General features: G+C 56.7%; 14 protein-coding genes. 6 read left to right on the forward strand and 8 right to left on the reverse strand.

Going from position 1 to position 15,111, the window contains the following annotated elements; all coding sequences use genetic code 11:
• The 3 genes from V7080_RS14880 to V7080_RS14890 form a co-directional block, all read right to left on the reverse strand.
• On the reverse strand, positions 1 to 726 hold a 726-nt coding region (locus V7080_RS14880), incomplete at its 3' end, for a hypothetical protein (protein WP_334189175.1).
• Between the two features lie 99 nt (positions 727 to 825).
• Positions 826 to 2,196 carry a cardiolipin synthase gene (gene cls, locus V7080_RS14885; protein ID WP_334189176.1) on the reverse strand — a complete coding sequence of 457 codons (1,371 nt, stop codon included), beginning with the start codon at positions 2,194 to 2,196 and terminating at the stop codon, positions 826 to 828.
• Between the two features lie 32 nt (positions 2,197 to 2,228).
• Positions 2,229 to 3,302, reverse strand: coding sequence for a glycine zipper 2TM domain-containing protein (locus V7080_RS14890; protein WP_334189177.1), 1,074 nt, complete (start codon positions 3,300 to 3,302; stop codon positions 2,229 to 2,231).
• A gap of 59 nt (positions 3,303 to 3,361) precedes the next feature.
• On the opposite strand from V7080_RS14890, the gene V7080_RS14895 reads away from it, so the two are divergent.
• The 4 genes from V7080_RS14895 (at position 3,362) to V7080_RS14910 (ending at position 5,266) form a co-directional block, all read left to right on the forward strand.
• Positions 3,362 to 3,544: a hypothetical protein gene (locus V7080_RS14895; protein ID WP_334189178.1), complete on the forward strand. Its 183-nt coding sequence runs from the start codon at positions 3,362 to 3,364 to the stop codon at positions 3,542 to 3,544.
• A 512-nt stretch (positions 3,545 to 4,056) separates the two neighbouring features.
• A complete protein-coding gene (locus V7080_RS14900; RefSeq protein ID WP_334189179.1) occupies positions 4,057 to 4,272 on the forward strand; it encodes a CsbD family protein in 216 nt (71 codons plus the stop codon).
• A 51-nt stretch (positions 4,273 to 4,323) separates the two neighbouring features.
• Complete coding sequence (locus tag V7080_RS14905) at positions 4,324 to 4,872, forward strand: hypothetical protein (protein WP_334189180.1); 549 nt, start codon at positions 4,324 to 4,326, stop codon at positions 4,870 to 4,872.
• Between the two features lie 82 nt (positions 4,873 to 4,954).
• Entirely contained in the window at positions 4,955 to 5,266 is a 312-nt protein-coding gene (locus V7080_RS14910) for a BON domain-containing protein (RefSeq protein ID WP_334189181.1), read from the forward strand.
• A 1,685-nt stretch (positions 5,267 to 6,951) separates the two neighbouring features.
• Here V7080_RS14910 and V7080_RS14915 read toward each other — a convergent pair.
• Entirely contained in the window at positions 6,952 to 7,401 is a 450-nt protein-coding gene (locus V7080_RS14915) for a collagen-like protein (RefSeq protein WP_334189182.1), read from the reverse strand.
• A gap of 719 nt (positions 7,402 to 8,120) precedes the next feature.
• On the opposite strand from V7080_RS14915, the gene V7080_RS14920 reads away from it, so the two are divergent.
• Together V7080_RS14920 and V7080_RS14925 are read left to right on the forward strand one after the other, a co-directional pair.
• A complete protein-coding gene (locus V7080_RS14920) occupies positions 8,121 to 8,270 on the forward strand; it encodes a lmo0937 family membrane protein (protein ID WP_334189183.1) in 150 nt (49 codons plus the stop codon).
• A 470-nt stretch (positions 8,271 to 8,740) separates the two neighbouring features.
• The gene (locus V7080_RS14925) at positions 8,741 to 8,917 is read left to right on the forward strand and encodes a hypothetical protein (protein ID WP_334189184.1); all 177 of its coding nucleotides are present in this window, start codon (positions 8,741 to 8,743) and stop codon (positions 8,915 to 8,917) included.
• 69 nt (positions 8,918 to 8,986) lie between these two features.
• Here V7080_RS14925 and V7080_RS14930 read toward each other — a convergent pair whose 3' ends face one another.
• From V7080_RS14930 to V7080_RS14945, 4 genes are all read right to left on the reverse strand, one after another.
• On the reverse strand, positions 8,987 to 10,171 hold the full coding sequence (locus V7080_RS14930) for a sensor histidine kinase (RefSeq protein ID WP_334189185.1): 1,185 nt from the start codon (positions 10,169 to 10,171) through the stop codon (positions 8,987 to 8,989).
• A 195-nt stretch (positions 10,172 to 10,366) separates the two neighbouring features.
• Complete coding sequence (locus tag V7080_RS14935) at positions 10,367 to 10,813, reverse strand: response regulator (RefSeq protein WP_334189186.1); 447 nt, start codon at positions 10,811 to 10,813, stop codon at positions 10,367 to 10,369.
• Positions 10,814 to 10,990: 177 nt separating this feature from the next.
• A complete protein-coding gene (locus tag V7080_RS14940) occupies positions 10,991 to 12,823 on the reverse strand; it encodes a two-component system response regulator (protein ID WP_334189187.1) in 1,833 nt (610 codons plus the stop codon).
• A gap of 573 nt (positions 12,824 to 13,396) precedes the next feature.
• On the reverse strand, positions 13,397 to 15,111 hold a 1,715-nt coding region (locus V7080_RS14945), incomplete at its 5' end, for a protein kinase domain-containing protein (protein WP_334189188.1).

A 15,111-nucleotide genomic window follows, 5' to 3' on the forward strand; every position in this document is an offset into this window, starting at 1 on the left:
GTAGTAGCGCATGGTGTTGCGTTCCACCAGACCGCGCACGCCGGCGATATGGTCAGGCTGACCGTCCTGCCTGCTTCCCGTCACGGTAAAGCCCACCTTGCCCCGCCCGACGGTTGCGAGATAGGCTTGCATGGCGAGCCGGCCGGAAAAGTTGACCGAGTAAGAATAGGTCAGATGCAAAAACGTTTTAGCATTCGGAAGCGATGCGGCTTGGAGTTGAATCCGATAGTCGCTGGTGCCCAGCGGCCCGTCCCTAGCATCGAGCAAGACTTCGAGATAATCGGGCGTAGCCGCAGTGACCCGATAACCAAATGTCACGCGCGTTGATTCGCTCAATTCTTCAGGAGTCTTCTTTCCGATGTTCACCTCCAGGCTTGTCGCGGAGGCTTTGCCCGCAGCACGGCAATATTTGGTGTTGATATGCAACAGCATGATGTCACACCAATGCGCCGGATCACTCAAGCCGGCGCTGACCGCCGTGATCGGGTGGTCGAGGATCGCGTAGATATCGCCTTTCAAGCCGTTGGCTGTTTCCACGGATTCGAGGACCAGCGGCTGGTCGAACTGATTCTGTCGAAGCGGTTGTTCCAGCAATGCGCGTTTTGCGCGCAGCGCCGCCACGGGATTCGCTTCCGCCGCAACCGCGCCGCAGCTGATGCTGAGGGCAGTAATGGCTAGCAGACAGCGGATGCCGCTACTTGTTCGAGACTGGAATTGCTTTTTCATGGCTTCTCTTTCATGACGGAATCGGCGCATAAAGCCAATGTTGCAAGGTGCACTACTGCCGAGGTTACAAAGGCATTACTGCTGGAATGGCGGTTGAAATCACAGCCAGTAAGCCAATCCACGCGCGGTCCATTCCTTGAGCCGATCAATCGATGGGCGGGTCTGCCAACTGTCGGCCGTGATTTCCACCGAGTTGCGCAAATCCTCCGCAAACGCGCTTTCCATTGCCAGGCCGAATTCCGTACCCAGAATGACGACATTGATTTCGCTGTTGTGCAAAAAACTGCGCGTATCGATGTTCGTCGATCCCACCGTCGCCCACATTGAATCGATCACCGCCGTCTTGGCATGCAGCACCGCTATCTGCAATTGATAGATTCTGATCCCGCTCTCGAGCATTTCTTCATAGAACGAATGCGCGGCGTGGAATACAAGTCCGCTATCGGTCACGCCCGGCAAAATGATCTTTACATCGACACCGCGCTGTGCCGCTTCCTTCAGCGCATGGAGAATCGCCGCGTCCGGCACGAAATAGGCACTGGTGATATGCACCGCATGCCTGGCCTCCTGGATTGCCAGGATGTATGCCTTATAGATATCGTGATCGCCGCCGGGTTCGCTCGCCAGCACACGCACCAGTTTGTCACCCTCCTCTTTCAAAGGCGGGAAAAACTGGCTGTCGGGAAGATCGGGAGAATTCCGCTTCGCCCAGTTACTCAGGAACACCCACTGCAGTGCCGCTACCGCCGGCCCTTCGATCTTGATATGCGTATCGCGCCAGCCTAGCTTCGCGTCGTGCCTGCCTTTCGAACGAAACATCGAGCTAGTGGAATACGTGGCACTGATATTGACGCCGCCGGTAAAGGCAACAACACCGTCGACCACCAGGATTTTCCGGTGGTCCCTGTTGTTCGGCGTCCACGGCCCGATCAGTTTGAGCGGATTGACCGGATTGAACGCGAGCAGGCGGATACCGGCATCGCGCATCTTGTCAAAGAATGCGTCCGGCGTGCCGAGCGTGCCAACGCTGTCATAGATCACATTGACCTGCACGCCGGCGCGCTGCCGTTCGATCAGCAGGTCGGCGAAACGGATGCCGAGTTCGTCCTGATCGAAAATGTAGGTTTCGAGGTTGATGTGGTTGGTGGCATGGCTGATGGCGTCGATCATCGCCGCCATGGTCTGCGGGCCGTCGTACAGCAGGCTGACCTTGTTGCCGGCAATCAGTGGACTGCCGGTGGCGGCCTCCTCAAGGGCGGCCAGCGCGGCGATATCGGTATGCGAATTGCGCCAGCGCTGTTTGAGCAGGGACCTCGATTTTTTTGCGCTGAGGTCACCGCGTGCATCGGTTACGGTGGGGTTGGAAGGCGCTACCAGCGACGTGTTTAGATACCGCACTTCAGGCAGCGCCGCGCAGGCACCCGTTAGCAGCGCCAGACCGGCGATGCAGACGAAGCGAAGGATTCTCATACGAAGAACGTCCCGGCCTGCGCCCCGCCTGTTCATGATGTGCGTGTCATGACGCCGGCATCGACTTTCACCTTCTCGCCAACCCGATAGCCGGGATCGGTCGCAAAGGGCACCATCTGTGTGGTGCAGTTTTGCAGCCGAACGACGATCTCGTAGTGGGTCGTGTTGCGCACTTTGCCCTCGATCATATTGCCGGCATACGCGCCGCCGACCGCGCCGGCGATCTGCGCCGCCGTACGGCCGCTGCCGCCACCCACCTGGCTACCCAGAAGGGCGCCGACGACACCGCCGCCGATGGTACCGAGATAACTGCCTTCACCCTTGACCTCAATCAGGTTGACCGCCTCCACCGTGCCGCAGTTGTAGCAGATGCGCGCTACTGGCGCCGGCGCTGCAGCAAATTGAAGTGGCTTGCCGAGCGTGGCGCTGGTAACCCGGTCGCCCATGCGCAGGTTGGCCGTCACGACGCTGTTGCGCCCGATCCGGTCGCTGCTCCTGATGGTGTATGTCGTCGCGTACTCGCCGCGGCTTACTTCCGGCATGAATACTTTGGCTTTCACGCCATTGATGACAAGGTCCGCTTTCGCACCTGGTGTGCCGGCCATTGAAAACTGCAAGTCATTGCCGCCACCGAGATCGGCGACCGGCTCGACATTAAAGCGCTCGATCTTTAATTGCGGGCTCGGCACGGCCTTCGCGGCGTGATATCCGACGCCGATTTGCAGCGATTCGTTCAGCACCGTGCTGGCGACCTGGTTACCGACACGCAGATTCGCCGTCACCGGGCTCCGCGCCGCAATCTTGTCGCGGCTGCTGACGATGTAGGTACCTTCATAGTGGCCGGCTTCTGTTTCGACCATCGGCACATTGCGGGTTGCACCATCAATACGCAAGGCGGCCGACCCGCCCGGCGTGCCGTAGAGATCAAAATTCAGTTCGGCGCCAGGGCGCATGCGCTTCACTTCATCGACATGAAAGCCTTCAATGCGAGGCGTGCCCTGTGTCGCACCATACTGCTGGGCAAACGCCATGCCTGGGGTGATCAGCAAGGGCATCAGCGCAGATATGGCAAGCGCGCTGGCCAATATAGTTTTTGTGGTTTTCATTGTTGTTCCCTGTTGGTTGATTCGAATGGTACTGATGTCCCATCGACTCATCATGCGCCGTGAATCCGAAGATAGGCCAGCTGACGCTGCGGGTCTGTGTGCCAGCGAACATTCGCACCCGCTGCAAGCGCATTTTGCGATCTGAGCGTCAGCAAACGGAACAGACGACGCAGAGCATCGACAATCGCATCAAGCAGGAAATTGACAAAGCGCCTGTAGAAATCAACGAAGCGATACCGTAGCAGCCTTCGGCTAGACAGGTCATCCCAGAGCAGCGGCTTCTGTTATGCAAAGTGACACAACGACGCCGTGGCGTTCTGTTAGAAGCTTTTAACGCTGTATACCGGATGAAACAGAAAAGAACGACATAAACAAGCAAGTCCGCGGAGCGTTGGCTACCCTTATCGGCATTGTCGGCCTGACCGGCTCTATGCACCGCAGCCTACGAATCGCGCCACGAATACGGACCAAGGCGGGCGGCTTTGCTTTCTGAGTACTCCGTCCGCGTCGACAAGTGTCCTGCGTGCCTGAGAAGTACTTTGTTTGCGCAATGAATAGTTTGCCGAATGTGGTTTACCGCACCGATGCCATATCAGGATCAACGTAAAGTTTGAATGTCGATGCAGCGATGAAATAACACTTCGACGATGTGCATGCGAACCGAATAGGCCAGGGTCCTCCTTCTCCTGCCTATCCACCAAGAACACGGCGGCGCGAGCCTCTCGCTTTGAATCCGCCAACCATGGAGATCAGAATGAATTGGGATGTCATCGAGGGAAACTGGCTGCATTACATAGGCCAGGTAAAAGCGCAATGGGGAAAACTGACAATCGATCATCTCGATGCCATTGCGGGAAACCGTGAACAACTCGCCGCCCGGATTCAGGAAGCTTATGGCGTCGGCCCGATCGAGGCAGACATGCAGATCAGGTCGTTCCAGAAATATCTGAAAAAAAGCGGTACGTTCTGATTGCTTGCGGTCCGCTGCCAGCCTGATTGCTTCACCAATTACGAGGACATAATGAAAAGACTTATCGCCACGATGCTGATCAGCACGGCATCCATTGGATATACCACCGTCTCGTCAGCCGCCACTGCGGAAGGAAAGGCAGCATATGCAGCGGCCAAGGAGCATGCGGCAGCCGGCTACAAGGTGGCGAGCGACAAATGCAACGCCGTGACCGGAAATCCGAAGAAGGTATGCGTGGCAGAGGCAAAAGCCGCCCGCGTTCGTATCGAAGCCGACGCCAGGTCGAGCCATGAAGACAGCCTAAGCGCCTGGACGAGCGCCCGCAAAGCTATTGCCAATGCCGATTATGACGTCGCGATTGCCAAATGCGGCAGTCAGACCGGCAACGACAAGGACGTCTGCGTCAAGGCGGGCAAGGCAGCAAAGATCGAGGTCCTTGCCGATGCAAAGGCGGACAACAAAGTTGCCACTGCACGGGCCGATGCCGCGGACGACAAGCGCGACGCTCACCATCAGGTCGCGGTCGAAAAATGCGATGCGTCCGCCGGCACAGCGAAGGACAGCTGTCTTTCGTTCGCCAACACGATGTACGGCAAATAATTTCTGGTTTTTAACGCAGCAATGCCTCGCAACCAAATCTTTGATTTCGAAGCATCTTTTTCACTTATAAGGAAACACCGACATGAACAATTCCAAACGCTTCGCAACAGTGCTATTTTCCGTCCTGATGATTGCCGTAGCCGGATGCGCATCCACTTCAAAAACTGAAGGCACGGCCGAATATGTCGATGACACGGTCATCACATCCAAGGTCAAGGCAGCAATATTCCAGGAGCCGGTTTTGAAGTCACGTGAGATCAACGTCGAGACATTCAAGGGCACGGTTCAGTTAAGCGGCTTTGTATCGTCGCAGTCCGATGTCACGAAGGCCGTCGAGATTACGCGCAGTGTCGCCGGCGTGAAGTCGGTCAAGAACGACATGCGCGTCAAGTAAGCGGCTTTCTGTTTGCGGCTTACAGCGGGCGTACTCTGCTGTAAGCCAATACCATTTTGGTTTCAATGACAGGCTCACGGCATGCTTGATCTGTTCGCCAAGGGTAGTCCTGACCTCCTTCGGAAGTCGTGCCGGGCTAAGGTCAAGTTTTTCGACTCCTTTGTTGTGTGGCCTTAGATTCCTGTTCTACATTCCTGTTCTGCTCCGTGCTTACGGGTGAGTCCGGTGTAAGCCAGTCCAGTGCACCGCAGCGCCCCCTTCCTCCATTCATCCGCCACCGGTCCGCAATCCTGCTCCGCGCATCGTGCAAAGACCCGAACCAATGCGGTTTAGACACTCCTGCCGCAGCCGTCTATTCAAAGCGTCGAAGTGAGCATTGCTCGCTGTCTTGTCCGGCCGCTGGGATGCCAGCTGCAGGCCCGGCTCATACACCCAGCAATCCGTGCTCTGATAAACGAATCTGGACGTTGTCTGCTTTGATTCCATTTGTGCTGCCACGCTGTTGATTTGCCGACCGTCCCTCCTTAGCAGCGCATGGATCCGCTGGCATTGATACCGGATGCATACCGCAGCGGCTTCCCTGATGGGCACAATTCTTGGTGCCTGATACGCGGCATCGGAGCAATAGCGATACAGCGAGCATACGATTATCATCACCTGGCACGCCTGGCTCCGATTTGCTCCGAATCGGTACGGCACGTCGTACTGCTCTTCACGCCTGTGTGCAGGCATCAGAGCTTGCGCCGCACAATGCCTTGCAGCATGGCCTTGTCCAGGATCAAATTGAACACCGGTTTACTGAGCATCGCATCTCTTCCTGCAATTGCTTCAGGCGGCTCAACTCAGACAGATTAGTCTGTCGTTTGTCTTCTTTCAGTGAAAGAACCTCGCTTGCGCATTCGCCGTCTTGCTGCTTCAGTAAGTACGCGATTTTCTTGCTTTTATTGCGTGATATCGTCCCAGCATGTTCCGCCCGCTGCTTTGTCATCCGTTCCGACTGTTCTCGCATAAATCGAGACTATTTACCGAAGAGGGATCAGTAGAAGCGAACCAGCTGGAGGATCCGCACTATCATACCGCTCACCACACCAGGTTAAGGTCCGATAAAAGGACATGGCAAGCATCGCGTTTCGACGCGGCTCCATGAACAACGACGAAAGACATAGGCGATGGGGTGACGTATTGTTTCGCCACACAAAGAGAATTTGTACCTTGGCTTTACTCTACCATCACCGACATGGCCGGATTTTGCGGCTTTTCCACATTCGTCCAAGCGCCCGCGGCATGTGATTCGCCAGCAGTTGCAACGGCAGCACATGCAGGATAGGCGACAGTTTTTCATAGTGCTCCGGCGGGCGGATCACATGCGTACCTTCACTCTATGCAGGCATGAATCCGCGTCGGCGAACGCATGATGTTGCCCGCTGCTTGCACGTCCCGGATGTTGGACTTCAGCGACTCGATCAGCGCGTCGTTCGGTGCGGCAGCAAAACAGTATTTCATTGGTGGCCAATGTCAACTATCTGGTGCTTTCTGCGTCTTATTAAGGGCTACCGACCGTTTGGCCGGTCAACCATGGTGCAAAACTGTCTGAACACGGCCCTCTGGAGTTCTGCATCGCTAGCTTGCTCGCCTTGCTAGCGATGCAGACAGCCACGAAATTAAACGTGGCATGACTTGCTGACTTATTTAGCAGGAACCACGACGACTGTGCTGCCAGTTTTGCCCGTCTCACCGGTATCACCTTTTGCTCCGTCGTATCCCGGCGCGCCGGTTGCTCCAGTAGCACCTGTTGCGCCGGTCGCACCCGTTGCACCAGTCGCACCGGAATAGGACGTTTCACCCATGGCGCCAGTCGCACCGGTGGAGCCTGTTGCACCGGTGGCGCCAGTTGAACCGGTCGCGCCTCTTGCGCCGTTGGCGCCGTCATAACCAGCCGAACCGGTTGCGCCGGTCGCACCTGTTGCGCCAGCAGGAGCTGACGCACCAGTGGCACCAGTCGCACCAGCAGCACCAGCCGGGCCGGGAACGCCGACCGGTACTGCGACCGGCACTGCAACTGTTTCTACGCGGCGCTCACACGCCATAAGGGTGACAGAACCGACGAGTGCCAGCAATAAAATCGATTTTTTCATGGTAAGCCTTTTCAAGAGAAATAAAATTTGCCTTCGATCTGCGACATATCAGTCGCCGATAGCGCGTGCGTTCTGGATGGATTCGTGCGTCAAAGTGAGTATCGAGCGCTTCGAATAGGCCGCATAGCATGGCCGAAACCGCAGTACACAAAGAACACAGAACATCTACGCTGAATCCGAAATGGTGAACTTTCGTTCAGTCAGCCCGAAGCATGTACCGTAATGCGGCAAGCTTCAGTGCGCTACCGAACGAACAATCAATTTTGTGCGGTCTAGCCCGGATATTTCACCAGAACGTGAAGTGGTTGTGTGCAGGTTGCGAGTCAGTTTGCGTTTTCGCGCCGAGCCAATAGCTGGCATATTGGCGCGAAGTGAGGACGTAACATGGCCGCAAATTGCACGCCAGCGCCCGCATAGGCCGGCGGTACAAATTGGATTTTGCCATCAGCTTTATCCGACAATAAAGTAAAGCCAGGCAGGTAGTGGTTCTTTTCGCAGGCGTGGTTTGTTGTGTGCGACAACGCACCGATAAAACGGCACTCACGGTTCAAAATGCACTATCGGGAACAAGCAGCGATATATCCAGTTTTTCTTGCGCATACTTACGTCGTCATACATACCTGAAACGGCACAGATGCGGATCGCGGCAAGCTGCTCGCAACGATGAACGGCAGTCAGTCATTAGACGACCGCTTCCTCTTAAAATCAGAAAGAAAAAAATGCTTTATACCATTGCTGTTGTACTGATCCTCTTATGGCTTCTCGGACTTGGCACCTCGGTTACTGCCGGCGGTCTCATTCATGCGCTCCTGGTCATTGCGATCGTTGTCGTTTTACTGCGAGTGATCAGCGGACGCAAACCACTATAGTTGGAGTTTGACCGTCATCACACCAATGGCAGTCCATCCGGACCAATGACTTCATGAGCTCCTTGAGCCACGCCGACAACGCCTTCCCGCGAAGCCGGATCGCAGCCGGCAGTATTGGCGGGCTGGTCGGGCTGCGGGTCGGTGGCCGCAGCCCGGTTTTGGCTATCTGCCTCTCCTGGCGAGCCTGCCGGTGCTCGGTTAACCATTGGATCGACAATGGGCATGGTCCTGCTCGGCGCATTCGAAGGTTGGGTGGTGTGCACGGCACAGGCCTTGGTTGTGCGCACACGTATTCCACGGTTGCGTGGCTGGACTGCTGCAACAATTTTTGGTGCCTTGGCGGCATGGTGCCAAGCACGGTGATGAAAAGACAGGCCTGCGGGAGTGCCGCCCGCGATAAGCGACTCAACCCGGCTGGTCGTTGCCGCCGGGCTGGGCATGGTAGCTGATGCATTGCTGGCTTTCTTCCCATGGCGCTGGAAGAAACGTATCCGGAAGCGACGCCCATGGTGGTGCCGTCAGGGAACGAGATGGAAGTGCTGCACCGGATGCGGGACGATTTACGTATTCTTCGCTCGGCGAACGGCGCATCCATCGCTGTATTGCCCGGTCAGTGCCTTGCCACTATCTGTTGGCGATGGTCCTGACCCAGGCATCGTCACATGCATGAATAGCGATCAAACCAATCGAGGGGGCCTGAAGTTGGCCATGCAGGTTCACTCGGTCGTCGACTTCGGAAGCGTGAATTTGAATACCGACCCCTCTCCCGGAACTGACTCGACCCAAACGCGCCCGCCATGCTGCTCGACGATGCGCTTGCACAGCGCCAAACCGATGCCGGTCCCGGGATAAGCACTGCGTCCATGCAAGCGCTGGAACATCAAGAAGATTCGCTCATAATATTCCGGTGCGATACCGATGCCGTCATCCTTTACGGAAAAGCACCAGAAGGCGCCCGCCTGCTGCGCATCGATATGAATATGTGGCGGATCACAACGGCGAAACTTGATCGCATTTGAAATCAGGTTCTGGAACAGCTGGGTCAGCTGCGCTGCATCGCCCATCACTGTTGGCAGCGTACCGAAGATCAGTTCCGCGCCCGACTCCTCGATGCTGACCCGCAGCGACCGCATTGCATCTTCAACCAGTTCCTTCGAACTGGTCGGCTGCAGGGGCTTGGCCTCCGATCCAATATGAGAATAGGCCAGCAAGTCGTCAATTAATCTTTGCATGCGTTTTGCGCCGTCCACTGCGTACTCGATGAAATCCGTGGCGTCGGCATCGATCTTGCCCTTGTAGCGCCGCTCCAGCAGCTGCAGGTAACTGATGATCATGCGCAGAGGCTCCTGCAGGTCGTGGGATGCCACATATGCAAGTTGCTCCAACTCGGCATTGGAGCGTGCCAATTCCGCGGTATTCTTTGCCAGGACCTGTTCGGCCGCCATACGCACGGCAATTTCCTGCTGCAACTGGCGGTTCTGTGATTCGAGCTCGCGCTGCATGACCCTCAATCCCAAATGCGCGTTGACCCGGGCGAATACCTCGTCGATATGGAAAGGCTTGGTGACGTAATCGACTGCACCTGCCTCATATGCCGCTACCTTTCCGGCAATGTCGCTCAAAGCGGTCATGAAAATCACCGGGATGGCATGCGTTTCCGGATTCATTTTCAGGCGCCGGCAAGTCTCGAATCCCCCTATTCCGGGCATCATGACGTCAAGCAGGATCAGGTCCGGCTGGGCAAATCGTGCCCGTTCGATCGCCTCTTCTCCATCCTGCGCGACCATGACAGCAAAACCGCGTGAGCCAAGATGCTCTGCCAGCAAGGCGATATTGGCCGGTGTGTCATCGACGATCAGAACGGCTGGATTGATTCCAGCCTTGGAACCAAGGCTATTCATGGCAATGTCCACCTATCTGCAATGGTTTCCGCCATTCCCGCCGCGACGTGCGATCGATAGAATCAACTTGGCCTCCGCAAGACTCGCCAATCTGCCGACGACCTCCGTGTACCGGGACCGCGAAAACGACCCGGCCTCAAACGCGGACGGCCGGGTGGCTTCACCAAGTCATGCCGTTGCGCTCAACTCGCCGCGTCATTTCGGCGGCAGCGTCACGACGGTCAGCCAAAAATCTTCGATGGTACGGACGATCATTGCAAACTGGGTAAAGTCGACAGGCTTGGCAATGTAACAGTTAGCGTGCAGGTTATAAGCACACAGCACATCCTCTTTCGCATGGGAGGTCGTCAGAACGACGACGGGAATCATTCTGGTCCTGTTGTCCGCCTTGATCTCCGCTAGAACCTCGCGACCATTCTTGCGAGGCAGGTTCAGGTCAAGCAACACCAGGTCCGGCTTCGGCGCATTGGCAAATGTCTGGCGCCGGTAAAGAAAATCAAGCGCCGATACGCCATCTTCAACCACGTGCAGCGTGTTCGACACCTTCGCGTCCTTCAGCGCTTCCCTGGTCAGCCGCACGTCGCCGGGATTGTCCTCCACCAGCAATATTTCAATCGGGTAGACCGTCGTTGTTGCGGCCATGTTGCACCTCTTCGTCAGTGTGGAAAATGCATCCCGTTGAAGGCGATATCCGTTCAAGAGCCATTTTGCTCACCCTGCACGCACATCGGCCAGGGCGCCCCTGGACGCCCTGAAAAAACCGATCGGACCACAGGCGAGATCCTGTTGCAGCACAACTTAACGCTGCCCAATCTGCGTTCACAAGCGACCCGACCTTCGACTTTGGTTGGAAAGCAACTGCAGCAGTTGGTTTCCAGGCACAGCCTTACTGTAGAAAAAACCTTGCCCATACCTGCATCCGTGCGACCTGAGGAAGCGGATTTGCTCTTCCGTTTCCACCCCTTCCGCCAGCACCTTCAAATTCAGGCTGCGCGCCATGGAAATGATCGCGATCACCAGCGCAGTTGCACCAGGATCCTGATTGATCGAACGAACGAACGACTGATCTATCTTCAGGCCGTCAACCGGAAATCGCTGCAGGTAAGCCAGGCTTGAATACCCCGTCCCGAAGTCGTCCACCGACAGCTGGATTCCCATTTCACTCAGCTGGTGAAGCTTGGCGAGATTGTCCTCGTTGCGCTGGAGAAGGATACCCTCCGTAATCTCCAGGTCCACCGTGGAAGGCAGGACGCCAGAAGAAATAACGATATCCCGGATGTTTTGCTGGAATCCGTCCTGATAAAACTGGCGGGGGGACAAATTCACGGCAACACGCATTGAAACATGGCCGGCATCCTGCCACTGCTTGAGCTGGCGGCATGCCTGCCTCAATGTCCATTCCCCCAGGGAGAGGATCAGGCCCGTTTCTTCGGCAACAGCGATGAAAGTGCTACAGGACGTGGCGCTCTTTCCAGGCTGGCACCAGCGCAACAGTGCTTCGGCCGAGAATATCTCCCCGCTTTCCAGATCAACCTGCGGCTGATAATGCAACTCCAGCTCGTCGCGCAGCAGCGCCAGGCGCAGCAGCTGTTCCTGTTCGACGCGGTCCTGCACCGCCTTGTTCAGTGCCTGCGTGAAAAACTGGTAGTTCCTGCGGCCTATTTTCTTTGCCTGGCACATCGCCGTGTCAGCGGCACTCATCAACGCTTCGGCAGTCTTTCCATCATCCGGATAAAGACTGATACCGATGCTGGCACTGACATGCATCAGATTGCCATCGATCGTAAAGGGTCGATTCAGCTCGTCCTGCACCTTCTTTGCCACGGACGCGGCGTCGATGCTGCCGGCCAGCATCGTCAGGCAAAGCACGAATTCATCGCCGCCCAAGCGGGAGAGACTATCTCCTTCACGCAGGCATTCCTGAAGGCGGTCGGCAACCGCCTTGAGCAGCCGGTCACCCATCTGATGACCGAGCGAGTCGTTGACGTGCTTAAAATAGTCGAGGTCCAGGAAAAGGACTGCGACCTGTGACTTCTTGCGGTATGCATGGGCGATCGCCTGGACCAGGCGGTCCTGCAGAAGCACGCGATTCGGCAATCCGGTCAATGCATCGTAGTGCGCCATATACTGGATATGCTCTTCGGCCAATTTGCGTTCGGCAATCTCCGCCTTGAGTGCCGCGACGGCACTTGCCAGCTCGGCAGTCCGCTCCTGTACGCGATTCTCCAACTCCGCGTGGGCCTCGCGCAGTGCCTCTTCTGTCTGATTGCGCTCAAGCGCATAGCGAATGGAGCGAACAAGCAATGCGGTATCGATTTTTCCCTTGACCAGATAGTCTTGCGCGCCGGATTGCACGGCGCGCAGTGCAACATCCTCATCCAATAGACCGCTTAACACTACCAGGGCAGGGATTTTCGGAAGTTCCGCCTGCAAGACCTTGAGCGTATCCAAGCCGCTGCACTCCGGCAGCCCCAGATCGAGCAGAAGGATATCAATGACATTGCTGGTTAGATGGGCAAGGCCGGAAGCAAGATCCGCACACCATGCCAGATGGGATTTCATTGCCGTGGATTCGGCGAGCATGACCTCGATCAAGCGCGCATCGCCGGGATTATCCTCAATCAACAGGATGTTGATGCGGTTATCTTCCATCACCCCACCTTCGCGGCTCGGTGCCGCAGCGGCACAGTTCCTGGTGTCCCTGGATCGCACAGGACGCCCGCGCAACCCTTGGTCCCTATTCGACAGCATCCGAATGGCTTCTGTCGGTTAAAGACATTCGCAAATCATTGCGTGTCTGCAGCGGATAGCCGGGATGAATCAGGCTCTCAACGCCTTATGCAGTATAGATCAGACTACAGGCCAGGATTCGGGATCAGCTTGATGTTATCGGCCTGCAGAGTCGATTTCCGATTCAAACCGGCCGACAGGGGACGCCCGGATACATCCCTGGGTGCATGTTTCCGAGAACAGAATGTGGTGACTGTTGTGGATAGGCTCGATACGGGTCGCATGCCTGGCCCAAACCGGTAATCCGCAGCCGGAGGATATTGCAGATGTCGAACATTATTTCACCGGAGTGCTTGCCTTCATAAAAGGGGCTCGTGGCGGGAACGGTTGGAGCACGGTGCGATGCGTATGACCGGCAAACGCGATCAAGCTGTTTCGCAATAAGCGTTCGGCGAAATTGATTGATGTTTATTCATTCGATTCACCAGGCAGCCGCTACTCGATCCGCTCGACGCGGTAAAAATCGTGTTCGACGTTCGATGTCGATTTCTTGCGTACATCAACGTTGATGATCCACGGCGGATAATACGGATTGATCACCTTGATCTGATACTGCCCCTCTGGAAGAGTCAGGGTTTTCAAGGGGGGACTAGCGCCTTTGGCTGCTCCGTTCACAAAAACATTTCCCCAAGGCTTGACGTTGATCCGCACGACACCGGTCGGCTTTTCCGGCTTGGGCTCTGCAGCCACAGCCGGCTCGGATACCTTCGCGGCTTTCGCGCTCTCTTCCTGCCTGTTCAATTCCGCAAGACGGGCACGCGCCTGCGGCGCAAACTTTCCGGAAGGATATTTGTCAATGTAGCCCGCGACATCACCGGCTTTTGCATCGTCATTACTTTGGAGAAGCTCCCATGCCACCGTCTCCTCATCCAGGATTTGTTCCGGCGGCTGTACCGGCGCACTCGCCTCGACTACGGCGACCGGCGTTGGCGCTGTGGGTGACGCAGGCTGCTTTGCAACAGCGAGAACATCCGGTGACCCCGGGATACTGCGCAGGCCAAGGTAAGCACCGATCCCGACAAGTCCGATAACACCAGCGGCCAATGCTGCGTGCACAGGCTTGATACGTTTTTGGGCCGCCTGGCTCTTTGCAGAACTGTCGATCCTGGGCGGTTGCGGGTTCCTCGCCGGAATAGCGCTTCTCAGCGGCTCGACCGGCATCGGGAGCACAAGCTCCAGGTCCAGCATCCGGCGGAACGCATCAATGGATTGCGGCCTGTCTTCCGGCTTGACGGCAAGGCCTTCGTCGATCGCTGCCAGGAACGATTTGTCGAAACCGGGAAAGTTTCCGTCCTGGAGACGTTCAATCGGATCCTTGATCATGCGCGCCACCGATGTCGGCGGCGGCTTTTTCACGATGGCCAGATACACCACCGCCGACAGGGAGTAGATGTCGGTCCACGGACCCTGGCTCATGCTCGCATCATCGGCATATTGCTCGATCGGTGCGTAGCCCGGCTTCAAGATCACGGTGAGCGAACGCGACATGTCGCCGATGATCTGGCGTGCGGCACCGAAGTCCAGCAACACTGCTTCACCGCTTGCCTGGATCATGATGTTGTCCGGCGATATGTCACGGTGCAGGATGTTGACCCGATAGAGTGCGTCCAGCGCCTCGAGCATCGGCTTGAGCAGACTTTTCAGCCAGTCCTGTGTGACTCGCGCAGGATTTTCGAGGACGACGCTCTTCAGGGTCTGGCCTTCGTAATACCGCATCGCCATGTAGGCAGTCCCGTTCTGTTCCCAGAACCGGTAAACCTTGATGAGCGCCGGATGATCGAACTGGGCGAGAAGCCGCGCTTCATTGATGAAGCTTTTCAGGCCGGTCGTGAATGTCTCGCTGTCGCGCGCCGATCGAGGCACGACACTGAAATCCCTACCGCGCAGGGCAAACGCGGCCGGCATGTATTCCTTGATGGCCACCGTTCGTTGCAGGGAGTGATCGAAGGCGAGATATACGACGCCGAAGCCGCCTTCTCCTATCACACCGGCGATTTCGAAATCCGCCACGCGCGACCCGACGGGAAGACAGGTTCCGGTCCCCGCGTTCACTTCGGACGGCTCGGTGTCGGCATTCGCGTTCAGCATGATGAACCGATGGGAAAACTGCCGCGTCCTGCATGGCTCAAACGACGCCGCACCGCAGGCAC

It is taken from the genome of Noviherbaspirillum sp. (assembly GCF_036846085.1).
GTDB lineage: Bacteria > Pseudomonadota > Gammaproteobacteria > Burkholderiales > Burkholderiaceae_D > Noviherbaspirillum.